Raw genomic sequence first — 21,345 nt, forward strand, 5'->3', positions numbered from 1 at the left:
CAGGCGACTCACGCAGCCAGCTCACGGGCGGGGCCCGGCCATCGAGACAACTCGGTGGCCGGGCCCCGTCGTCGCCTCAAGCGTCGACTGCCGAAAAACGCACGCACTCGCCGCAGATGTGATTGAGTTGGCAGGAATGACGACAAGCACGAAGAACGACTTGCAGGAAGGTGAAACCGTGGACACACGCGGGTGGACAGAGAGAACCATGGAGATCGGCCAGCACGCAATGGCCCTGGCTCTCACCGTGATCTCGTGCTTCCGCGCCATCGATGCCGGAGCGACACCCCTGGCCGCGATCGCCGTGAGCATCGTGTTCCTCGCCTGGTACGCCCTCGGCGCCGTCCGGGCCGCTCGCAGCGGTGCGATCGTACTGGCCAAATGGTGGCTGCTTGTCCTCGCCGGTGCATGGCTGTGCACCCTGCTGGTCTCCGCCGAGTTCATCTGGATCGCCTTCGTCCTCTGGCTGCTCGCCGGTCACCTGTTCTCGTTGCGCATCGCCGTCGTCTTCACCGCGCTGACCTACATCGCGACGGTCGTGGCACCCCTGGCCCATTACGGTGCGGTCGGCACCGCGAGCATCATCGGATCGCTCATCGGCGCGGTATTCGCACTCGGCCTCTCCCGCGGCTACATCGAACTCCTGCGGGAAGGGCGCAGGCGCGAAGAGCTGCTGCAGTCCCTGGAGCTGGCTCACCAGAATCTGCTGGACCTGCAGGACGAACTGGCCCTGACTCAGCGCCATGCCGGTGAGATCCAGGAACGCACCCGCGTCTCCCGCGACATCCACGACACGATCGCGCAGGAGATCTCCTCGATCCGTCTCATCGCCCACGCCGAGGTGGACAGGACCACCGATGAGCACGCGCAGCAGGTTCTGCGCCAAGTCGAGGAGCTCGCCGCGCAGAGTTCGCGCGACGTGCGCCGGATCATCGCAGCCCTCGCCCCGGCCGAACTCGAGGACGGGGCGCTGACCGCGGCCCTCCGACGCCTGCTCACCCGCCTGGAGGAGGACACCTCCATCCGCGGTCGCGTCGAGGTCGACGAGACCGTGCCCTCTCTGCCCGCCGAGGTGGAGGTGGCGCTGCTGCGGACCGCGCAGTCCGCGCTCGCCAACGTCAGACAGCACTCTCAAGCCTCGAGGGTCATGGTCAGCCTCATGGACCTCGACGGGTCGATCCGCATGGACATCGTCGATGACGGTGTCGGCATGGCCGACCCGGAGGCGCGAAAGCGCGAATCGGAATCCGGTTTCGGACTCGACTTCATCGGCTCACGGATGCGCGAGCTGGGAGGCGAACTCGTCATCGAGACGACGCCCGGTTCGGGTTTCGCAATCTCGGCCACGCTGCCTAACAATCCGACCCTGATCTCAGGGACCGCGGTCGACGGCAGACCTCAGGACCACCTCGGCGAGGCCGAGGACGCCGATGGACAACGCACGCAAGGAGACAGCGCATGAGCATTCGAGTGATTCTCGTCGACGACCATCCCGTGGTGCGGGCCGGCCTGCGGTCCGTCATCGACGCCCCCGACCATATCGCTGTCGTCGGTGAGGCCGGCAGCGGCGAGGAAGCACTGGAAGCAGTCGCTGAGCTCGCGCCCGACGTGGTGATGTGCGATCTGCGACTGGGCGAGGGCATCGACGGCATCGAGGTGACGAAGCGGCTCAACGCCTTGCCGCAGAAGCCTGCGGTCCTCATCCTCACGACCTTCGACAACGATTCGGAGATCGTCGCCGCACTCAACGCCGGAGCGTCCGGGTATCTGCTCAAAGACATCAACCCCGAGGACATTTCGACTGCGATCGAGAAGGCCTCCCGCGGGGAGACCTATCTGCCGCCCGAGATCTCATCGAAGGTCATCGCCGCGATGCGAAATCCCGGGCCGAAGCTGACCCGGCGGGAACGCGACGTGGTGAAGCTGCTGGCCACCGGTGCCTCGAACGCGCAGATCGCACAGGAGCTCTTCGTCACCGAGGCGACCGTGAAGAGTCACCTGGTCAACGTGTTCACGAAGCTGGGCGTGGACTCTCGTTCCCGCGCCATCCGTGTCGCGGAGGACCAGGGGCTGGTGTAGCAGCGGCCGTCGCGGAATCGGACTCCAGGAGGCTGGGCCCAAAAATTGTCCTGAAGTTCATCGATCTTCACCGGCGGATTGTTGTTGCGCATGAGGCGCCGAGGCCAGAATAGTGAGAATGGGCGAATCGACGACAGGCGTGCGGCAGGAACGCAGGCATCCCGGCACGATCGGGGAAGTGTTCTGGGCATTTCTGCGCCTCGGCGTGACCTCGTTCGGCGGGCCAGTCGCACACCTGGGATTCTTCCGGGCGACGTTTGTGGAGCGCCGGAAATGGCTCTCCGACGGCACCTACGCGGACCTTGTGGCGCTGTGTCAGTTCCTTCCCGGTCCCGCCTCGAGCCAGGTGGGCATGGCGATCGGACTGCAGCGAGCAGGCATCGGCGGTCTGCTCGCTGCCTGGTTCGCCTTCACCATGCCCTCGGCCATTGTGCTGGTCGCCTTCGCCTTCGGCATCGCCTCACTGGGTGATGACGCGAACATGGGATGGCTGTACGGGCTGAAGGCGGCAGCGGTCGCCGTAGTGGCTCAGGCGGTGCTGGGAATGGCGAAGAACCTCACCCCAGATGCCAAACGCGCCACCATCGCCGGCGCCGCAATGATCATCATCCTGCTGGTCCCGAACCCCTTCGTTCAGGTTGCGGCAATCGTGGTGGGCGCCGTCATCGGACTCGTCTGGCTGCGTGGAGAAGCCGCTGCGGTCACCGGCAGTCAGAGTCCGGATGCGGGTGCGCGGCCCGGTGGAGATGCAGTGCGACAGGAATTCGGGGCGCGACACGACTTCGGCGTGCGCATCTCCCGCAGGGTCGGTGCCGTCGCTCTGACTGCCTTCATGGTGCTGCTGGCGGCACTGCCGATCCTGACCGCAGTGACCGGAGACTCAAGTCTGCGCTTGGTCGACGTCTTCTACCGTGCCGGTGCTCTCGTCTTCGGCGGCGGTCACGTCGTGCTGCCTCTGCTCGAGACAGAGACTGTCTCGACGGGTCTGGTGGGACACGATTCATTTCTCGCCGGATACGGTGCCGCACAGGCGGTACCGGGTCCGCTGTTCACATTCGCAGCGTTCCTCGGGGCCTCTACGACGGCGGGGCCGACGGGACTGATCGGTGCCGGCATCGCCTTGGTGGCGATCTTCCTGCCGGCAGCGCTCCTGGTCATCGCCGCCCTGCCCTTCTGGGAGCGCCTGCGTCGTGCACCTACTGTGCGACGGGCACTGCTGGGAGTCAACGCAGCCGTGGTAGGCATCCTCGCAGCCGCCCTCTACGACCCGGTGTTCACCCAGGGCATCACCTCACCTGCCACTCTGGCACTGGCGGTCGCCGTCTTCATCGCCCAGGTGAAGTGGAAGCTGCCAGCATGGGCCGCCGTCATCGCTGCCGGCCTGATCGGGTTCGCGTTCCTCTGACTCCCATCCTCGGTGCTGACGTCCAGTTGGCATTCGCCGGGGGCTCGTGCGGAATCTCGACGTGTGTCCGAGTGCACACGAGTTTTGCAGCAGGAACTGCACGCCGAGACATATGATCAGTCCATGACCTGGAAAAACGACTGATGAAGTGGAAATCGGCACTTGCATTGATGACGACGCTGTTGCTGGCTCTCAGCGGGTGTAACGCTAAGCCGCCGCAGGAGAACGAGACACCGTCACCGAAGGCTACTCCGACACTTGCCGACCCGATCGAACTCGACTACCACGCAACCCTGGTCGTCGACGATGGAGCAGGTCATGCACTTGTCACCGACTGGTCGGCGGAGAAACTGCGCGCGATCGACCCTTCCGGAGACGAATTGTGGAGTATCGACGCACCGAATCTCAGTGATGAACCGGGAGGTGGAGTAGAGGCCTATTCGGTGGGCGATACCGTCGTCATCCACGATCAGTCGGGTAAGACCACGGCCCAGACCTGGGACGACGGCAGCGAAGCCTGGTCATTCCAGATCCCCGATGCACCGAACTCCTGTCACCCAGCCCAAGGCTTTTTCTCCCAGACGACGGGAACCACCCCCATCCTCGGCGAGGATGACCTGATCATCCTTTCGTACCAAGGAGTGCTCGAAGACGATGGCTGCGAGCCGAGTTCGGAGAACGGGAACACTTTTGTCCTCGCCCTCGATCCTGCAACTGGCGAAGAAGTATGGCCCTCTGTGTCGATGGGACCTGAAGCTAAGACCTTTGGCGGCACCCCGATCCATGTGTCACCGGATCGGCAATACGGGATTGTGTCTTGGCAGGACGGAGACGAATCGATGATCACTCGGATTGCGCTGGACACCGGACGGCACACGAGTGTTCCTATCACCTCGGCGCGCTCCATCGACGACACCGGAGTCGACTACTACGACGTGCTACCCACAACCGACCCGACCTCGCTGGTCTACGTCTACGGTTCGGAAGATCCGGATGATCCGTACAGCTCATCGGTGACCAGAGCGGCGAAGCTGACCCTTCCCGGCGGACTCCCCGAATCCGATGCGGCGACCTTCGACGGGATCGACGAACCAGAGGGCCTCAAAATGGAGGACACCTTCGACGCTGTCTGTGCAACCGACCTGGTCTTCAGCCCGAACGGCGAGCCCGCATGCATCCAACCCCAACTGTTCGCCTCGGCGGTCAAATACCAAGGCTCGGACGGATCTCCACAGGCATGGTACGCGGATGCCCCCGAAACGGCGCTGGAATCGATCGGTGCCTACGGGACTCCGCAGCATGTCCCGGTCGACTCCGAAAATGGAACCCTGCTGGTTGTGCCGGGGAGCGAATCGGGCATCGCGGCGTTGGACGCTCAGACCGGAGAGACCGTCTGGGAAGCGGGGGACTCTGCCGGCGATATGCCATGGGGAGGCCAAGGGGTACTTGCGGAGCTCGGGCTTGTCGTCGTCGCAGACAACAAGAAGACGAGTTTCTACGAATCAGCAACGGGCAAGTTCGTCGACGAGCACCCTGCGGGCGAATATGCGCGGCTGAGCTCTGGGAAGCGTGTTGCACTTGTGGCGGACGAAGCGTCGACAACGATGTGGTCTGTGGTCGAGGCCTGAAGGCCAATCGAGTACGTCTGTCCGCACCTGAGTCAGGCGGCGCCCTCTGGCCAGGGGACACACAGCTGTTCGAACGTGGCGCAGAGAGGCCAGAACTGCTCGGGTGGAAGCGGTGTTTCCGATAGTGAGGCTTCGAAGTAAGTGAGGTGGGTCAGCCATCCGCTCAGATATGAGTCGATGAGCGTTCCGAGGCCAGAGTGCTGGATGACCAGCGCCGATGGTGTGTTGTCACCGGTGTTGCTGGTGTCGTTATCGGGGTAGTCGGGATCGAAAGTACGTAGGCACAGCCGGCTTTGGGGCTCATCGGGAAACTCCCACGACACCTCCGCACTGCTGCCGTGAGACTGGCCGCCATCGTGAGTCAGGGACAGAACCTCGGAACGGCAGAGATATCCATCGCCATGATCGACGATGATCTCACCGCCGACCCGAGCATCGAACGTCGTGGGCTGACCCAGCCACTCGTGCAGCATCGCAGCCGCCGTGAGGTGCTCCCACACCGAGGGCTGATCGTGAGGGAGCGACCACTCGATGGTCAGGACGTCACCCGGGCGATCCACATGACAGCTCGTCAGCATTGTCGAATTCTCCTCGCTGAGAATGTTTGCGTGTTCCCAGAATAGAGGTGAGATCGTCAGACTGTAAGTTGAATAACTGATAAGTAACCGTTTGCGATGTCGCACCTGGTAGCAGGCCTGTCATTTCACGCGTTGAAGTTCGAAATGCGGCCTGGAGCCCGGACTCAACTGTGATGGTTCTTCCCCTCCAGGTAGGCTCTTCCATGCAGATCGGCAGTCCATGCCGGTCGAGACCGGTGGAGGCGAGCGATGGCAGATGGGGACAAGACACTGCCCGGTTCCCTCGACGAACCTGGCGTACGCCGCTTCGGAGCACTTTCGGGAAACACCAAAGGCATCAGTCCGCAGACGGAGCAGACCGGCGACAGCGCCGCCTCGACCGAACCTCCGTCAGAGCTTCCAGCCGAGCCGCCGCTGCCGCGCGCCGGCGAACTCACATCGGCGAGCGAAGACGCCATCGTCGATCCTTCCGAGGCGATCCTCGAACGCATCGATCTCGACTCCTGGAAGTGGCCCAAGTACTTCGCCTTTGCTCTGACGCGTATGGAGGAGATCTTCCCAACTGGGGGCATTCCGCGCGGGATCGGCCCGGTCCGCGAGCTTGTGACCGAAGAGAACGATTTCCGTCCCCTGCCCATCGACCGCGAGAAGTGGTCAGGTGCTGACGAGAGTTGGTCGACCGTCGGCGACGTTCTGGCCAACACATTCACCGACGCCTGGATGGTTTCCCGTGACGGCATCGCGCTGGAAGAGGAATACGCCTGGCCGATGAAGCCTGCGCGCCAGCACATGCTGTTCTCGATCAGCAAGTCCATCGTTTCCGCGGTCGTCGGCGCACTCACCGACGCGGGCCTCCTCTCCCCAGGCGACCTGGTCACCACCCGCGTGCCCGCACTGTCCGAGAGTGGATATGCCGGGGCGACCATCCGCGACCTCCTCGACATGCGATCGGGCATCAAGTTCTCCGAGGAATACCTCAAGGAAGGATCCGAGATCCGGGACCTGTTCGAGGCGGTCGACTTCGCGCCGCGGACAGCCACCTCGGCGAACGGAATCAAGGACTTCCTCAAGGGCCTGACCAGCGACCGCGAGCACGGCGGTGCCTACGTCTACCGCAGCTGCGAGACCGACGTCCTGGCCTGGATCTGCGAAGCCGTCGTCGGGCAGCCCTTCTCCGTCATCGCCAGCGAATACGTATGGTCGAAGATCGGTGCGGCCCACGCGGCTCAGGTCTGCCAGGACCGGTGGGGCGGGTCCATCGCCGACGGCGCCATCAGCACCACCCTGCGCGACCTGACAAGGTTTGGTGAGATGATTGCCCGCGGTGGAACCACGGCCGAGGGAGAACGTGTCCTCTCAGGCCAGTGGATCGACGACATCTTCACCGGAGCGGCCGATTCCGCCCAGGTATTCGCCGACTCCCCGTCGGGTCAGTCCTACCCTGGCGGAATGTACCGCAGCCAGTTCTGGGTGCCCTCGGCCAGCCGCGACGTGGTCATCGGCATCGGCATCCACGGCCAGATGCTCTACATCGACCGCGCCACCCAGACCGTGGGCGTCAAGCTCTCCAGCGACCCCCAACCGGTGAGCCTGGCCCACCAGCACGGCACCCTGGCCATGTTCGAGGCCATCGCCGAGGCGGTTCCCCCGAAGGCTGGATCCGCGACTGTATCGCCGGTGGCGTCCGCAGTCGACCCCTCGAGTGATCTCGGCAGTGCGGCTCCCGAAGCCCCAGCTCCGGACACTTCGGCCCCAGCACCGAACACTGCCGTGGCAGGTGCGCCCGCACCAGTTGCCCCAGCTCCGAACGCTGCAGCTGCGCCCGCCGCGGTTCCCCGCGCTGCAGCAGGCACCCTGATTCCGAACGTGGCCGCACCCGCCGCTGCCGCAAGCATCGCACCACAGCCGTTCGTGGCTCAGCCCGGCATCGTCTGACTCGCGTTCAAACGCTGCTGCCCGCCCGTGTATGACGAAAACGGATGCATCCGACTGCCGCTGGCTGTAGCGTGATGGATTGGAACGATTTCGATCCCAGGAGGTAGCGCACCATGACTGATTTCTTCGATCGCGAAGGCGACGGAAAGTACGACAAGGCCTACAAGGAGACCACCCCGGACATCCTCAAGGCCTTCGGTGATTTCAACAATGCCGTCTTCGCTGAGGACGGGCGTGAGATTCCGCTGAAGTACCGTGAGCTCATCGCCTATGCCGTCGGACTGACAACTCAGTGCGCTTACTGCATCGATGCGCACTCGAACGCCGCGGTCAAGGCCGGTGCTTCGGAGACTGAGCTGGCAGAGACAGCATGGACTGCCTCGGCGATTCGGGCCGGCGGCGCATTCGCCCACGGGCGCCTCGGCTTCAAGCTCACCGGAGCCCACGACCACTGAGTCCGACCGCTGGTCTGTTCCATGGCTGGTCTGAGCGGTCTGATTGCCTAGACTGAAGAGCAATCATGACTGAAGACTCCCGAACACCACTGCGCAGAACACCCCGTTCGCAGCCGCATCGAATTCTCGTGCTGGCTCTGAGCGGGGTGTCTGCCATTGACCTCGGCGTTCCTGTCCAGGTCTTCGGCCGCGGCTCCAATGCGGTCAGCCCCACCGCATCGGTCCACCCTAGCGGCATCCTTCCCGGCGGAACTTGGCCGTATTCGGTCGAAGTCTGTGGGGCCGCTCCCAGTCCGGTCGCCGGCGCAGACGGTTTGACCTACAGCGTCGACATCGGCCTCGATGCACTGGAAACGGCAGACACGATCATCATCCCCGGAGCCACCTCGGTGATCGACGATGAGCCATCGGCGGCCGTTGTCGGCGCTCTGCTCTCCGCGTTCGAACGCGGCGCTCGGATCGCCGCGATCTCAACCGGCACCTTCGTCCTCGCTCGCACCGGTCTGCTCGCCGGGCGGCGGGCAACGACCCACTGGTCGACTGCGAAGGAGCTGGCCCGACGCTATCCCTCGATCGAGGTCGACGAGAACGTCCTGTTCATCGATGAAGGACCGTTGCTGACCTCGGCAGGAGCAGCCTCGGCGATCGATCTCTGCCTCCACCTCATCCGCCGCGACCACGGTGTGGGGCTGTCGAACCAGGTCGCTCGCCGGTTGGTTGCGGCCGCCTACCGCAGTGCCGGGCAGGCCCAATATGTGCCGCGCAGCGTGCCGGACCCCCTTGGCGAGGTCTTCGCCGACACCAGGGAATGGGCCCTGCAGCACCTCGGCGAATCACTGACGCTCACTGACCTCGCGGCAAATGCGGGAGTCTCCGTACGCACCTTCTCGCGGCGCTTCGTCGACGATACCGGATACACGCCGATGCAGTGGGTGCTCAGAGCCCGCGTCGATCTGGCCAGGGAACTCCTCGAGAACAGCGACTTGGGGATCGAACAGATCGCTGACCAGGTGGGGCTCGGCACCGGAGCGAATCTGCGCATGCACTTCCAGCGCATCCTCTCGACCTCTCCCAACGAATACCGACACACGTTCTCCGGGTGATTCTGGGGAAGATTCGGCCGGCGGTCTCGCCCGTGAACCGGTGATGTCTCAGATGCATAGATGACTCACACACGTAGAGGTCTCACACGGTGGTGGGGAGAACGCCGCCTTCGGCACGAAGAGCGGCGCCATTGGTTGCCGACGACTTCGTGCTGGCCAGATAGGTCACCAGATTCGCTATCTCCTCGGGTTCGATGAAGCGTTGGATGAGCGAGGACTCGCGTACGAGTGTGGACTTCAACGCCTCAGGAGACAGCGACTGTGCGGAAGCGATCTGTTCGACCGTGTCTGCTACGCCGGTGGAATAGGTCGGACCGCCCAGTACGGTGTTGACCGTGACACCGGTGCCCCGGGTGAGTTTCGCGAGACCGTTGCTCAGCGCGAGCGCAGCAGCCTTGGTCGCCCCGTAGTGGATCATGTCACCGGGCACATCCACGGCGGACTCGGTGCCGACGAAGATGATTCGGCCCCACCCCTGCTTCAGCATCGGCTTGAGAAGATGACGCGAGAGGCGGACCCCACTCATCACATTGATCTCGAATAGCCGGGACCACTCCGCGTCCGAGATCTCCTCAAACGCAGACACCTCGAAGTGTCCCACATTGTTGACCAGCACATCCACGGGTTCGAGCGATTCGAGGAGTGCACTGACTTCCCCTGAGTCAGCCAAATCGGAGGCTATTCCCGAGGCATCGCAGCCGGGTACCAAGGAGCGAAGACTCTCAAGAGCTTCGGTCACTCGGTGCCCATCTCGACCGTTGATCACTACGGTGGCACCTTCTGCGGCCAGGCTCGCGGCCACCGCGAATCCGATGCCCTGGGTGGAGCCGCTGACGAACACCCTTTTGCCTGAGATCTCTGTGTCCATGGTGTACCTGTCCTTTCGCGCCGCTGTCCACGGCAGCGGTTACTTTCCTGGGTAAGTGAATCGTAGGTGCTTTAACTTTCCCAGGCAAGTAAAATGCTAGGCTGGTGCTCATGATCGATGACCAATCCGCTGATGCATTCAACCCCGATGAGCTTGAAGCATGGTCGGCAGTGGCGACGCTTCTTGAGTGGCTTCCCGCGGCGCTCGACGCGCAGATGCAAGGTGATTCGGGGATCAGTCACTTCGAGTTCGGTATCCTCTTCGCACTCTCGGAGGCTGAGGGGCAATCGCTTCGAATGAGTGAGCTTGCCGGCTACGCCAACAGCACCCTGTCCCGCCTGTCACGCGCAGTTGCACGACTGGAGCGGAAGCTGTGGGTTCGCCGGGCTCCAGATCCGAGCGACGGTCGCATCACGGTCGCGACGCTGACCGACGATGGGCAGGGGGCTGTGCGTGCGGCGGCGCCAGGGCATGTTGCTCTTGTGCGCAGGCTCGTCTTCGATTCGCTGACCCGCACTCAGGCTCGCCAGCTGCGCGACAGCAGTCGACGAATCACCACCGCCATTCGTGCAGACGGTGAATGGCATTCCGGTGAATCGACTTCTGGTGGGCGTGACTGATCGGCGCCTGGGCGGGTCAAATCAATGGTGGCCAGATACTTACGGCATCTGGCAATAGGTCTGGCTATAACCTTGCGCAGAATGTCTGGCTGGCCACTGTTGCCTTCTTCGGGAACACGAGACCATGGAGATGTACCCACAAGCAGTACCTCTGATAAGGAGTGACATTGACTCGCATCGCCATCAACGGTTTCGGTCGTATCGGACGCAGCACACTGCGCGCGCTGATTGAACGCGGCAGTGACCTGGAGGTCGTCGCCATCAATGACCTCGGCCCCGTCGAAGATTTGGCCAGGCTGCTCAAATTCGACACCACGCTGGGCCGTTTCGGATACCCGGTCGAAGTTTCCGGTGATGAGATCATCATCGACGGAAAGCCGATCACGATACTGGCCGAGAAGAACCCGGAGAACCTGCCCTGGTCTGAACTCGGCGTCGACGTCGTCCTCGAATCCACGGGACGCTTCACCAAGGCCGACAAGGCACGGGCGCATATCACCGCCGGTGCGAAGAAGGTCCTCGTCAGCGCCCCGTCCAAAGGAGCTGACGTGACGCTGGCCTATGGCGTGAACACCGAGGCCTACAAGCCCGAACACACGATCATCTCCAACGCCTCCTGCACGACGAACGCTCTGGCTCCACTGGCCAAGGTCCTCGACGACCTGGCTGGCATCGAACAGGGTTTTATGACCACGGTCCACGCCTACACCGGCGACCAGATGGTCCAGGACGGTCCGCACAAGGATCCCCGTCGTGCCCGGGCCGCGGCGGAGAACATCATCCCGACCTCGACAGGGGCCGCCAAAGCCATCGGCCTGGTGCTTCCGCAGCTCGACGGCAAGCTCAGCGGCGACGCCATGCGCGTGCCCGTGCCGGTCGGCTCCATCGTCGAGATCAACGCCATCGTGTCCCGTGACGTCACCCGCGACGAGGTGCTCGAGGCCTACCGCACGGCGGCCGACGTGGAGCTCAATGGCATCCTCGAGTACGAGACCGAGCCGGTCGTCTCCAGTGACATCGTCGGGCAGGCTGCATCCTCGATCTTCGACTCCGCCCTGACTCGCGTCGAGGGCAAGATGGTCAAGGTCGTCGCCTGGTACGACAACGAATGGGGCTTCTCGAACCGCGTCGTCGACAACCTGGAGCTCATCGCCGAAGGCTGAGAGTCCAGCGAGGCAAGCTGACCCTCCAGGTGGCTCCCCTGCTGACCCTCGAGCAAGACGAAAGCTGCCCCGATCGTGCACATCGCACGGTCGGGGCAGCTTCTTGTCTTACTCGGGTGGTCTCAGACGTCGTCTTCGGCGGGTGTTCCGCCCTCGTCTTCCCAGCGCTCGATGGCGCGAACCTTGGCACGGTTGAACTTCAGACGCACTCCGTAGCCGCCCTGGGCGTCATCGCGAACGAACCGGGCGCCGAACTCTTCGAGGGCCTCGAGGACGCGATGCTCCTGCAGTTCGGTGAGATCGTCGCGTCCCTTCTCGAAGTCCTTGAGTTCGGACTTCTTCACATCGGCTTTGGACGCCACGTCCTTGGCAGAGACGCGAATCAGGGCACGGGCTGCGCGAGCCAGCGGCCCATCAAAAATCTGTTCATTGCTCATGGTCTTACCCTGCCAGAAGAACCTGGAACCTGCCAGAAGACCTCACGTAAGGTGGTCGGCCGGCTACCCTGGCTACACAGACACCTGCGCGTTCTTCCGATGCTGTGTAGCCAGCCGAACGGGAGCATCGGGTGCACCGAATCCGAGGTAGTCGCCTCGGCGCTCGATCATCTCGAAGAAGACGGATCCGATCGTCGAGGTGTAGAAGTGCAGGAACTCACCGTGCTCGTCCCGATCGTAGAGAACATGATGGGCCTGCAGCCGCTGCAGGAACTCCGGGTCGAGATCGAAGCGGGAGTCGAGGTCTTCGTAGTAGTTCTGGGGTACGGGAAGGAAGTCCAATCCGCGTGAGAGCGCGGTGGCAGCGGCATCGAAGATGTCCTCGCAGGCCACGGCCACGTGCTCCGGGTAGGACTCGGCCACTGAGCCGATTCCACGGCCCGCGACGGCTTCGGCATTCGGCTGCGGCGAGACGTTGAGCGGCATTCGAACCGATCCGTCGGTGCTTGACATGACCTGCGACCTGACCAGCCCTGATGGGCTCGGCACGTCCTGTGAGGACTGGGCGTGCAGCGCCAGCAGTGAGGTGTAGAACAGGACAGCCTCGTCGTAGTGGTTCGACGGTTGGGCCAGGTTCACATGGTCGATATGCGAGGTCTGCTCGTCGTGATCGTGTCCGAATTCCTTGATCCACGCCGGTGTCGTCTCGTTGAATTGGTGGAAGAAGACCTCGGAGCCGTCGGGGGCGAAGACTCCGCGCAGCACCTCGTCGTCGTGCGTCTGATCGCGTGGCACTTCGTCGGCATGCAGCAGCGCGGCGCGTTCCATGGCCGACTTCGAATCGGTCACTTCGAATCCGATTCCGCGCAGGAACGTACCGTTCACCGGCGCCGAGGTGGTGCCCGCTTCCTCGGTCACCTCGCTGACGATGATGCGGGCCTTCCCCCGCAGCCACAGCTGCACGTGGGGTTTGCTGCGGTGATAGCCGATGAACTGGAACCCGAGTTGGTGCATCTGGCGAGTCAGAGCACCGAGGTCGTCGGTGCTCAGCTCGACATAGTTGATTCCGCGCGGTTCCTCTACCTCGGGCAGAGGCTGCAGATCAAGGCCTGGGCCCGGGGCCGCAGATGCATCGGCAATGCTGGCCTCGAGCCAGCGCAGCGAGCGCAGGCCGTCGACGGCGGTCCGGTTGGTATCGCCCTGCCGGAACGAGTCGTTGAAGACCTCAAGCGATACCGGCCCGGCGTAGCCTGTGGCGGCGACCCTGGTCAGGAAGTCGCTGAGATCCCAGGCGCCCTCACCGGGGAAGACACGGTGATGGCGGGACCAGCTGAGGACGTCCATGGTCAGTGCGGGCGCGTCGGCCAGTTGGAGGAAGAAGATCTTGTCTCCGGGAATCTCCGCAATGCGACTCAGATCCGTGCTGCGCGAGAGGATGTGGAAGCTGTCGAGGCAGGTCCCGATCCGAGGGTGGTCGGCGGCCTTCACGAGGTCCCAGGCGTGGTCGTATTCGGAGACGAACCGGCCCCAGGCCAAAGCTTCGTAGGCGATATTCACGCGATGGCTCTCGGCCAGATCGCCGAGGCGACGCAGCTGTTCCACGACCACGCCGTCATCGGCGATGGTGGCAGTCCCGACGTTCGAGCACAGCAGCATGGTGTCGATCCCGAGCCGGGCCATGAGCTGGAATTTCGTCTCCGCCCGCTTCAGGTTCTTCTGAAACTGCGCCTCGTCGACGCCTTCGAGATCCCGGAAGGGCTGGTACAGGTCGAGGCTGAGGCCAAGCTCGGCAGCCAACTTCGCGATGGCCTCGGGGGAGTCGGGGGAGACGACGAGGTCCTGTTCGAAGATCTCGACTCCGTCGAAGCCGGCCCGTGCCGCGGCCCGCAGCTTCTCTTCCAGCGTTCCTGACAGACAGACTGTTGCTATCGACGTTCGCATGGACGTCCTTCCTTGCTTCTCATCACCGGCAGTACTTCAACACCAGCACGCTTCTCAGTGTGAGCGTGCAGCGTGGACTGTGTCGATCTCTTCGAGGCTCAGTCCCTTGGTCTCCTTTGCCGTCATCGCGGCCAATGCCGTGAATACGCAGACTCCCGCGGTGAATCCGGCGACGGAGATCCAATTCTCTCCCGAGGCGCCGGCGACGGCCGAGGCCAGCACCGGGGCGAGTCCACCGGAGACGGCGAAGCCGATCTGCGTGCCCAGAGCCAGCCCGGTGACGCGAACGGTGGTGGGGAACATCTCCGCGTAGAACGAGGGCCAGATCGAGTTGGCCATCGAGTAGGCGCAGCCGGACATGATCGCACCGCAGATGAAGATGAGGGTCCAGTTTCCGCTCGCGACCGCAGCCAGGTAGGGGAACATCATCAGCCCGGCGCCCAGGGCTCCGGTGATGAAGACGGGTTTGCGGCCGATGCGGTCAGAGAGGATCGCGGCGGCTGGGATGGCGAGCAGCGCCACGGCATTGGCGATGACCGAGACCAGCAGCATGGTCGACCGCTCGAGGCCGACGATCGAGGTGGCGAACGACAGCGACCAGACGGTGAAGACCATGTTCACGGTGTTGACCATGGCGCAGGCCGCCACCCGCAGGACCGCGGCCTTGTGCCAGCGGAAGACCGCCGTCAGCGGAGGATGCTCATTGCGTGCTTCCTTGAAGGCAGGCGGCTCGTCCAGGCCGCGGCGGATCAGCCAGGCGGTCAACACCACGAGTGCCGAGAGCCAGAAGGGTACGCGCCAGCCCCAGCTGAACAGCGCCTCCTCGGGGAGAAAGGCGGTGAAGGGGATGAAGACGGCGGTGGCCAGGAGGGTACCGGCCTGGGTGCCGTGCAGCGTCCAGCTCGTCGTCCAGGCGCGCTTGGTCTCCTCCGAGTGCTCGAGGGAGACGCTGATCGCGCTCGCTTGCTCGCCGGCAGCGGAGAGCCCCTGGATCACTCGGCACAGCACCAGCAGTGCCGGCGCGAGATATCCGACCTGGTGAAAGGTGGGCAGGCAGCCGACGACGAAGGTCGAGAACCCCATGAGGAACAAGGTGAGCATGAGGACGAACTTCCGTCCGAACCGGTCTCCCAAAGGCCCCATGATCAGGGCGCCCAGCGGGCGAACCACATATGCGACGCCGACGGTGCCCATCGCCAGAAGGATGGCCATGCCCGGAGCGGTCGTGTCCGGGAAGAACAGAACGTTGAGCACCAGGGCCGCGGCGGTTCCGTAGACCGCGAAGTCGTAGTACTCGAGAGCCGAACCCGTCCAACTCGACAGTGCCGCCCTCAGCGGGGTCTTGGCGGGACGAGCGTCATCGGTCGCGTTGATCATGCTTCCTCGCATCTCTCTATTGCCATAATGTGGAAGTCGTTGTTACAGTGTGGTTTACAGTGTGATCGAGATGACATAGTCTGTCAACGTTCAGTCCACGTCGATGAGCCACGTTCAGTTCACCCAGTCGAACCACTCAGTCGAGCCGAGGAGGCGAAGAATGCCGGCAAAGGGATCCAACTCCGTGACCAAGGCCTTCGACATGCTCGAACTCCTCGGTGACCATGCAGAGGGCATCAGCGCAGCCAGAGCCGCAGAACTCACCGGACATCCCTTCAGCACCGCCTACAGGCTGCTCGGCGGCCTCGTCGAGACCGGATACGCGGACTACGAGCCCACCACCAAGGCCTACACCTTAGGGTTGGAGGTCTTCCGCCTCGGGCAGAAGGTCGCTCATCGTCGCGGCTTCGCCGGATCGTCCAAAGACCTGCTGCAGGCGCTGACGGCGTCCACAGGGGAGTCGAGCATCCTCTCCGTGCGCCGCGGCAATGCCGCACTCACGGTGATCACCGTCGACGGCCCTCAGTACCGGACCACGACGGACCCAGGCGACGATTCTCCGCTGCACACCTCGGCGTTGGGGCAGGCGCTCCTCGCCCACGATCCGAACAGCGATGACACGATCAGTGCGCTCGAACTGGAGCCGCGGACTCCGAACTCCATCACCGACCCCGCACAGCTGCGAACCAAGCTCGAACAGATCCGCGCCACCGGCTGGGCGGGGCAGTCCGAGGAGAATGACATCGGCATGAACGCCCTGGCCGTACCCGTCTTCGACCTCGACGGTCGCCTGCTGGCGGCCCTTGCACTGGCCGCACCGGTGTTCCGCCGAACCTTGGACGAGCTCATCGAATTCGTCCCCCAACTGACCGAGACGGCGGCCGCGATCGCCGCCAGATTGCCCAGGTGACCATGCAGACCGTCCTCGTCCTCAACGGACCCAACCTCAACCTCCTCGGCGTGCGCGAACCCGAGATCTACGGCCACACCACACTGGCCGACATCGAGGACATGTGCACCGCAAGTGCCGCCGAGGCTGGCCTGAGCGTCCGTTGCATCCAGAGCAACCACGAGGGCGAGCTCATCGATGCCGTGCACGACGCCCGAGAGACCACCGTGGGTGCCATCATCAACGCCGGCGCCTATACGCACACGTCTCTGGCACTCCACGATGCCCTCAAATCCTATGACCATCCGATCATCGAAGTGCACCTGAGCAACCCGCATGCCCGCGAATCATTCCGTCACCACTCCTACCTCTCACCCGTTGCCGCAGCGGTGATCGCCGGTGCCGGAGCCAAGGGGTATGTGCACGCGATGGAAATCCTGGCCGACAAGCTCGGCACCACGGCTCACTGAACCACGACCCACTGAACCGCGGCGACCACGTCAGACACGAACACCACAGGCACCACACGAAAGTGAGACTATGACCCGGTCACTGCTCCTGGGACTCATCGGCGAAGGCATCTCCGCCTCCCGCACCCCGCGCATGCACGAGAATGAAGGAGCTGCGCACGATCTGACCACGATCTACCGCACGATCGACATCGCCGAGGAGCGACTGGCCACAGTGCCGCTGACTGAGCTGCTGACATCGGCGGTGAACCTCGGCTTCGACGGGCTCAACATCACCCACCCCTTCAAACAGCAGGTCATCGACCACCTCGACGAGGTTGCCCCCGGCGCTCGCCGGATCGGCTCGGTCAACACGGTCGTCATCGACGAAGCTGGACGGACGATCGGTCACAACACCGACGTCACCGGGTTCGCACGAGGATTCGAAGCCGGACTCGACGGTGCCACACGGAATCGCGTCGTGCAGATCGGTGCAGGCGGAGCAGGGCGCGCCGTCGCGTTCGCGCTGTCAGAGCTGGGGGTCAAGGACCTCGTCATCGCCGACATCAGTGCACAGCGAGCTCAGGATCTGGCCGCCGAGATCGGGGACCACGTCCGCGCGATCTCAACACAAGAGCTGGAGCCGGCCATCACCTCGGCGGACGGGATCGTCAACGCCACCCCGGTCGGCATGGCGGCCTTTCCGGGGACGCCCTTCGACACCGGGCTGCTGGATCCGCAGACGTGGGTCGCCGATGTCGTGTACTTCCCACTCGAGACCCAACTGCTCCGGGAGGCCAAGGACAAGGGCTGCAGGACCCTCGACGGTTCGGGTATGGCCGTCAACCAGGCGATCGACGCCTTCGAACTCTTCAGCGGATGCAAGGCCGATCCGACGCGAATGCGCGAGACCTTCCTGTCCTTCGGCGCCTGAGCTCGACTCCCACTGAGTTCGACCTCCACTGAGTCCGCGATCACCGACGGGTGAAGTGGCGGCTCACTGTGCGTTCTTCTGCTTGCGATATTCCCGGATATAGGTGATGACGAAGATGCCGACGATGATCGCCAAGGTCAGCCACAGCGCGTACTTGTCGACGACCTTGAGCACATCGACGGCGGCCTCACCGAGCTGATAGCCCAAGGTCGTCCAGATGATGGTGAAGAGCAGGCAACCCAGGAGGTCGGCGATGAGGAACAGTGACAGTCGCATCCGCGTCCAACCGGCAACGAGGTAGACAAGGGTTCCCGGTACTCCTGGGCACCGCGAGACGATGGTCATGAGGAACAGGGCCCAGTTGGGGATCCGCTTGAGGGATTCGATTCGCTTGAGCTGTCGTTCGTTCTGGGCGAAGAGCCGCAGGATTCCGTCGCCCCAGCGTCGGCCGGCCAGCCAGAACGCCCAGTCGAGTTTCGCCATTCCGATGAATCCCGCAACGACGACGAGCCACAGCGGAATCTCGCCGATCCGTGCGTAGGCTCCGGCCGCGACGACCGCGGTCTTCGCGCCGTTGATGAATTCCTGCAGGACCGGTGCGTTGACCAGCATCCAAGGGCGCAGCGGCATGAGTCCCAGGTAGACGAGGGGGACGCCGATGATGAGGAAGAGCAGCACCTTGTCCAGGCGCGAGGCCTTGCCCTGCCATGGTTTGAGCGCGGCCCAGGGGTTCTTATCGGAGGAGTCAGCGCTTTCGGATTCCTCGAACCGGGCCTCGTCATCGGGCAGACGGTTCTCACTCATCAATGGCTCCTGCATGGGGCTGTGCGGTCGGCGCTCACGGTATCACAGCGACTCAGGTGAACCCTGGCAGTGCGCGGCTGATCTGTCTAAGAAGACTCTCATCGCTGATCGCTCGACAAACCCTCTGGCCTTGGGCAGTGTTGAGAGCGTGGAAGGAAGATCGAAGATTCTGGGCTCGGTAGTGGCCGCTCTGGTGATCGTGCTCGCAGTTCTCACGGTCATCATCGTCAGGAGCTCCGCTTCGCCGGAGCCGCCGGATCTCACCCCGGTCGAAGTCACCCCCGAGACTTCGGCTCCCTCGAACGCCGATGGATCTGCCGATCAACCCACCGAGTCGACTGAGTCCTCCGAATCTTCCGGCGAGTCGACTGTGCCCGACGAACTCGAACATTCCTATGAGCCGGTGCCCAACCCGCCGCGCGAAGTGCCCGCCGATTCCGACGACGACGGTGACGACGACGGTGACGATGGCGACGACGACGGCGACGACGATGGCGATGATGGCGACGACGATGGCGATGACGACGGTGACGATGACGACTGAACGTCGCATCCGGATGACCGTTCAGAATCGACTGACGATCACGGTCGCCATTCTCTCCGTACTCGCTCTCACCGTCGTCGGACTCGTCCTCTACACCGTTGAAGCGAACAACGTCGAGGGTCGGAATACGGCCTCCATGGCGCAGGAGATCGCCGAGATGCGCTCCTTCGCCCAGAACGGTGTCGACCCCGAGACCGGGGAACGCTTCACCTCAGTCGACCAGATCCTCAGCCAGTTCCTCGCCCAGAATCGGCCAGACGAGGATGAGACCCTGTTCGCCTTCCTCGCCGATGGTCGTGTCCTGTACCAAGGGGAGCCGAATTCCGCGGTGAATGGTTCCGCAGAGTTCGAGAAGGCCGTGGCCGGAATGTCGGCTGACGGCGGCGAGATCAACCTGACGATCGACGGCGACGAATACGACGGCTACGTACTGCCGATCACCTCCGGCCCCGGAGAGGGCACGCCCGGAGTAGACCCGCCCAGCGGAAACACAGCCGGTGGAGCCACAGCCGGCGGATCCAAGTCAGGTGCGGACAACGGCCCGGGGTCGTTCGTCGTCGTGCACAACGTCACCGCCAGCCACGCCGATCTCTCGCAGGTCATGCAGATCTACATCGTCGTCGCACTGGCCGCCGCGCTGCTCATCTCGGGGATCTCTTCGGTGCTGGCCAGGCGGCTTCTGGCTCCGGTCACCGAGTTGCGACAGACCGCACAGTCGATCTCCGGCGGCGATCTCAGCAGCCGGCTCGCCACACGAGGCAATGACGACATCGCCGAGCTCGGACGCACATTCAACGATATGCTCGACCGCCTCGAAGCCTCTTTCGAGACGCAGAAGCGCTTCCTCGACGACGTCGGCCATGAGCTCCGCACACCCCTGACTATCCTCAGCGGCCATCTTGAGACCATGGACTCCAGCGACGTCGATGATGTCGATGAGACCCGGACGATGCTGCTCGATGAAACCGACAGGATGGCCCGCCTCGTCGAGGAGCTGCTCATTCTGGCGCGATCTCGTCGCCCCGACTTCGTTCGGCCGGGCCAGGTCGACGTACCTTCACTGCTCAATGAGACCCTGGCCAAGGCCAAAGGGCTGGGACAGCGTGATTGGAAGGTCGAGACTCCACCAGGCGTCGTCCTCACCGCTGATCGACAGCGGCTGACGCAGGCTCTGCTGCAGTTGGCCGCCAACGCTTTCGAACACACCGAGGTGGACCAGCCGATCACCTTCGGAGCCGGTGTCGTCGATGACAGCGTCCATCTCTGGGTTCGCGACGAAGGCAGCGGAGTTCCGGATGAGATCGCCGCCGAGATCTTCGAACGGTTCAGCCGGGGGTCGACCGAGGGGCACGGCTTCGGTCTCGGACTGTCCATCATCATGGCCATCGCCGAGGCGCACGGAGGGACCGTTGTCCTCGACCACGTGTCCAGAGGCGCCCAGTTCCGAATGATTCTGCCGAAAGGACCGCAGTGAACAGAATTCTCGTAGTCGAAGATGAGGAGCGGATCTCCGCCTTCATCGCCAAGGGACTCAAAGCCGCAGGCTTCAGCACGGAGATCGCCGCCGATGGGATCTCGGGTCGAGACCTGGCGCTGACAGGAGACTTCGACCTGCTCGTCCTCGACATCGGGCTGCCGGGCCTCGACGGATTCAGCGTTCTCGGCCAGCTGCGCACACAGCGCCCCGACCTTCCGGTCCTCGTGCTCACCGCACGTGACAACGCAGACGACACGATCTTCGCATTGGAGTCCGGCGCTGCCGATTACATGATCAAACCCTTCCGCTTCGGCGAGCTGCTGGCCCGCATCAGACTGCGGCTCAAGGAGACGATCATCGAAGCTCCGAAGACAGCGCTCGTTCGCGGAGATGTGCACATCGACCTCCTCAGACGGCAGGTGTGGGTGGCTGGGCAGATCGTCGATCTCTCCGCCCGTGAGCTGTCATTGGCAGAGATCCTGCTGCAGAACCGCGGCAATGTGCTCTCGCGGGAACAGCTGCTCTCACATGTGTGGGGCTTCGACTTCGATCCCGGTTCCAATGTCGTCGACGTCTACGTCGGCTATCTGCGCAAGAAGCTCGGCAGCGACTTCGTCACGACCGTGCGCGGGTTCGGCTACCGCGTGGACTGAATGCGA

Annotated in this window: 21 protein-coding genes; 15 read left to right on the forward strand and 6 right to left on the reverse strand. The window is 63.6% G+C overall.

The window, feature by feature from the left end; all coding sequences use genetic code 11:
• The first annotated feature begins 136 nt into the window (after nt 1-136).
• The 4 genes from HU144_RS06130 (at nt 137) to HU144_RS06145 (ending at nt 5,112) form a co-directional block, all read left to right on the forward strand.
• The gene (locus tag HU144_RS06130; protein WP_235350574.1) at nt 137-1,462 is read left to right on the forward strand and encodes a sensor histidine kinase; all 1,326 of its coding nucleotides are present in this window, start codon (nt 137-139) and stop codon (nt 1,460-1,462) included.
• Entirely contained in the window at nt 1,459-2,079 is a 621-nt protein-coding gene (locus HU144_RS06135) for a response regulator (RefSeq protein ID WP_235350575.1), read from the forward strand. The genes HU144_RS06130 and HU144_RS06135 overlap by 4 nt, the downstream gene beginning before the upstream one ends.
• 118 nt (nt 2,080-2,197) lie before the next feature.
• The gene (gene chrA / locus HU144_RS06140) at nt 2,198-3,484 is read left to right on the forward strand and encodes a chromate efflux transporter (RefSeq protein WP_235350576.1); all 1,287 of its coding nucleotides are present in this window, start codon (nt 2,198-2,200) and stop codon (nt 3,482-3,484) included.
• Nucleotides 3,485-3,627: 143 nt separating this feature from the next.
• Nucleotides 3,628-5,112, forward strand: coding sequence for an outer membrane protein assembly factor BamB family protein (locus HU144_RS06145; protein WP_235350577.1), 1,485 nt, complete (start codon nt 3,628-3,630; stop codon nt 5,110-5,112).
• A gap of 32 nt (nt 5,113-5,144) precedes the next feature.
• On the opposite strand, the gene HU144_RS06150 is transcribed toward HU144_RS06145, so the two are convergent.
• Nucleotides 5,145-5,690, reverse strand: a complete 546-nt coding sequence (locus tag HU144_RS06150) for a hypothetical protein (RefSeq protein ID WP_235350578.1) — start codon at nt 5,688-5,690, stop codon at nt 5,145-5,147.
• 249 nt (nt 5,691-5,939) lie between these two features.
• On the opposite strand from HU144_RS06150, the gene HU144_RS06155 reads away from it, so the two are divergent.
• The 3 genes from HU144_RS06155 to HU144_RS06165 all read left to right on the forward strand — a co-directional run bounded on the left by HU144_RS06155 (nt 5,940) and on the right by HU144_RS06165 (nt 9,183).
• Nucleotides 5,940-7,625 (forward strand): serine hydrolase domain-containing protein, encoded by a 1,686-nt coding sequence (locus HU144_RS06155; protein ID WP_235350579.1) that lies wholly within the window; start codon nt 5,940-5,942, stop codon nt 7,623-7,625.
• A 113-nt stretch (nt 7,626-7,738) separates the two neighbouring features.
• On the forward strand, nt 7,739-8,080 hold the full coding sequence (locus tag HU144_RS06160; RefSeq protein ID WP_092105978.1) for a carboxymuconolactone decarboxylase family protein: 342 nt from the start codon (nt 7,739-7,741) through the stop codon (nt 8,078-8,080).
• 65 nt (nt 8,081-8,145) lie between these two features.
• Nucleotides 8,146-9,183: a GlxA family transcriptional regulator gene (locus HU144_RS06165; protein WP_235350580.1), complete on the forward strand. Its 1,038-nt coding sequence runs from the start codon at nt 8,146-8,148 to the stop codon at nt 9,181-9,183.
• 82 nt (nt 9,184-9,265) lie between these two features.
• Here HU144_RS06165 and HU144_RS06170 read toward each other — a convergent pair whose 3' ends face one another.
• Complete coding sequence (locus HU144_RS06170) at nt 9,266-10,051, reverse strand: SDR family NAD(P)-dependent oxidoreductase (RefSeq protein WP_235350581.1); 786 nt, start codon at nt 10,049-10,051, stop codon at nt 9,266-9,268.
• Between the two features lie 110 nt (nt 10,052-10,161).
• Between HU144_RS06170 and HU144_RS06175 the strand changes: the two genes are divergently transcribed.
• Both HU144_RS06175 and gap read left to right on the forward strand, forming a co-directional pair.
• Complete coding sequence (locus HU144_RS06175; protein WP_235350582.1) at nt 10,162-10,671, forward strand: MarR family winged helix-turn-helix transcriptional regulator; 510 nt, start codon at nt 10,162-10,164, stop codon at nt 10,669-10,671.
• A 167-nt stretch (nt 10,672-10,838) separates the two neighbouring features.
• A complete protein-coding gene (gene gap / locus HU144_RS06180; protein WP_235350583.1) occupies nt 10,839-11,834 on the forward strand; it encodes a type I glyceraldehyde-3-phosphate dehydrogenase in 996 nt (331 codons plus the stop codon).
• 122 nt (nt 11,835-11,956) lie between these two features.
• Here the strand turns inward: gap and HU144_RS06185 are convergent, their stop codons facing one another.
• From HU144_RS06185 to HU144_RS06195, 3 genes are all read right to left on the reverse strand, one after another.
• On the reverse strand, nt 11,957-12,271 hold the full coding sequence (locus HU144_RS06185) for an XRE family transcriptional regulator (protein WP_235350584.1): 315 nt from the start codon (nt 12,269-12,271) through the stop codon (nt 11,957-11,959).
• 72 nt (nt 12,272-12,343) lie between these two features.
• On the reverse strand, nt 12,344-14,212 hold the full coding sequence (locus tag HU144_RS06190) for a bifunctional sugar phosphate isomerase/epimerase/4-hydroxyphenylpyruvate dioxygenase family protein (protein ID WP_235350585.1): 1,869 nt from the start codon (nt 14,210-14,212) through the stop codon (nt 12,344-12,346).
• A gap of 54 nt (nt 14,213-14,266) precedes the next feature.
• Entirely contained in the window at nt 14,267-15,589 is a 1,323-nt protein-coding gene (locus HU144_RS06195; protein WP_235350586.1) for an MFS transporter, read from the reverse strand.
• A 160-nt stretch (nt 15,590-15,749) separates the two neighbouring features.
• Between HU144_RS06195 and HU144_RS06200 the strand changes: the two genes are divergently transcribed.
• The 3 genes from HU144_RS06200 (at nt 15,750) to HU144_RS06210 (ending at nt 17,861) form a co-directional block, all read left to right on the forward strand.
• Entirely contained in the window at nt 15,750-16,499 is a 750-nt protein-coding gene (locus HU144_RS06200; RefSeq protein WP_235350587.1) for an IclR family transcriptional regulator, read from the forward strand.
• A 2-nt stretch (nt 16,500-16,501) separates the two neighbouring features.
• Nucleotides 16,502-16,948 carry a type II 3-dehydroquinate dehydratase gene (aroQ, locus tag HU144_RS06205; RefSeq protein WP_235352665.1) on the forward strand — a complete coding sequence of 149 codons (447 nt, stop codon included), beginning with the start codon at nt 16,502-16,504 and terminating at the stop codon, nt 16,946-16,948.
• Nucleotides 16,949-17,018: 70 nt separating this feature from the next.
• Nucleotides 17,019-17,861 (forward strand): shikimate dehydrogenase, encoded by an 843-nt coding sequence (locus HU144_RS06210; protein ID WP_235350588.1) that lies wholly within the window; start codon nt 17,019-17,021, stop codon nt 17,859-17,861.
• Between the two features lie 63 nt (nt 17,862-17,924).
• Here HU144_RS06210 and HU144_RS06215 read toward each other — a convergent pair whose 3' ends face one another.
• Complete coding sequence (locus tag HU144_RS06215) at nt 17,925-18,665, reverse strand: DedA family protein (protein WP_235350589.1); 741 nt, start codon at nt 18,663-18,665, stop codon at nt 17,925-17,927.
• Nucleotides 18,666-18,813: 148 nt separating this feature from the next.
• Here HU144_RS06215 and HU144_RS06220 point away from each other — a divergent pair, with 148 nt between their 5' ends.
• From HU144_RS06220 to HU144_RS06230, 3 genes are read left to right on the forward strand one after another with little or no spacing between them, the layout of a single operon-like run.
• On the forward strand, nt 18,814-19,209 hold the full coding sequence (locus HU144_RS06220) for a hypothetical protein (protein WP_235350590.1): 396 nt from the start codon (nt 18,814-18,816) through the stop codon (nt 19,207-19,209).
• Nucleotides 19,133-20,683, forward strand: coding sequence for a sensor histidine kinase (locus HU144_RS06225; protein WP_235350591.1), 1,551 nt, complete (start codon nt 19,133-19,135; stop codon nt 20,681-20,683). The genes HU144_RS06220 and HU144_RS06225 overlap by 77 nt, the downstream gene beginning before the upstream one ends.
• Nucleotides 20,680-21,339: a response regulator transcription factor gene (locus HU144_RS06230; RefSeq protein WP_235350592.1), complete on the forward strand. Its 660-nt coding sequence runs from the start codon at nt 20,680-20,682 to the stop codon at nt 21,337-21,339. The genes HU144_RS06225 and HU144_RS06230 overlap by 4 nt, the downstream gene beginning before the upstream one ends.
• The last annotated feature ends 6 nt before the right edge of the window (nt 21,340-21,345 follow it).

It is taken from the genome of Brevibacterium sp. UCMA 11752 (assembly GCF_021532235.1).
Lineage (GTDB): Bacteria > Actinomycetota > Actinomycetes > Actinomycetales > Brevibacteriaceae > Brevibacterium > Brevibacterium antiquum.

What these genes read in the sequence shown, in the direction of transcription:
- HU144_RS06130 (WP_235350574.1), top strand. Translation starts at nt 137, where the DNA reads ATGACGACAAGCACGAAGAACGACTTGCAGGAAGGTGAAACCGTGGAC.
- HU144_RS06135 (WP_235350575.1), top strand. Translation starts at nt 1,459, where the DNA reads ATGAGCATTCGAGTGATTCTCGTCGACGACCATCCCGTGGTGCGGGCC.
- chrA (WP_235350576.1), top strand. Translation starts at nt 2,198, where the DNA reads ATGGGCGAATCGACGACAGGCGTGCGGCAGGAACGCAGGCATCCCGGC.
- HU144_RS06145 (WP_235350577.1), top strand. Translation starts at nt 3,628, where the DNA reads ATGAAGTGGAAATCGGCACTTGCATTGATGACGACGCTGTTGCTGGCT.
- HU144_RS06150 (WP_235350578.1), bottom strand. Translation starts at nt 5,690, where the DNA reads ATGCTGACGAGCTGTCATGTGGATCGCCCGGGTGACGTCCTGACCATC.
- HU144_RS06155 (WP_235350579.1), top strand. Translation starts at nt 5,940, where the DNA reads ATGGCAGATGGGGACAAGACACTGCCCGGTTCCCTCGACGAACCTGGC.
- HU144_RS06160 (WP_092105978.1), top strand. Translation starts at nt 7,739, where the DNA reads ATGACTGATTTCTTCGATCGCGAAGGCGACGGAAAGTACGACAAGGCC.
- HU144_RS06165 (WP_235350580.1), top strand. Translation starts at nt 8,146, where the DNA reads ATGACTGAAGACTCCCGAACACCACTGCGCAGAACACCCCGTTCGCAG.
- HU144_RS06170 (WP_235350581.1), bottom strand. Translation starts at nt 10,051, where the DNA reads ATGGACACAGAGATCTCAGGCAAAAGGGTGTTCGTCAGCGGCTCCACC.
- HU144_RS06175 (WP_235350582.1), top strand. Translation starts at nt 10,162, where the DNA reads ATGATCGATGACCAATCCGCTGATGCATTCAACCCCGATGAGCTTGAA.
- HU144_RS06185 (WP_235350584.1), bottom strand. Translation starts at nt 12,271, where the DNA reads ATGAGCAATGAACAGATTTTTGATGGGCCGCTGGCTCGCGCAGCCCGT.
- HU144_RS06190 (WP_235350585.1), bottom strand. Translation starts at nt 14,212, where the DNA reads ATGCGAACGTCGATAGCAACAGTCTGTCTGTCAGGAACGCTGGAAGAG.
- HU144_RS06195 (WP_235350586.1), bottom strand. Translation starts at nt 15,589, where the DNA reads ATGATCAACGCGACCGATGACGCTCGTCCCGCCAAGACCCCGCTGAGG.
- HU144_RS06200 (WP_235350587.1), top strand. Translation starts at nt 15,750, where the DNA reads ATGCCGGCAAAGGGATCCAACTCCGTGACCAAGGCCTTCGACATGCTC.
- aroQ (WP_235352665.1), top strand. Translation starts at nt 16,502, where the DNA reads ATGCAGACCGTCCTCGTCCTCAACGGACCCAACCTCAACCTCCTCGGC.
- HU144_RS06210 (WP_235350588.1), top strand. Translation starts at nt 17,019, where the DNA reads ATGACCCGGTCACTGCTCCTGGGACTCATCGGCGAAGGCATCTCCGCC.
- HU144_RS06215 (WP_235350589.1), bottom strand. Translation starts at nt 18,665, where the DNA reads ATGAGTGAGAACCGTCTGCCCGATGACGAGGCCCGGTTCGAGGAATCC.
- HU144_RS06225 (WP_235350591.1), top strand. Translation starts at nt 19,133, where the DNA reads ATGGCGACGACGACGGCGACGACGATGGCGATGATGGCGACGACGATG.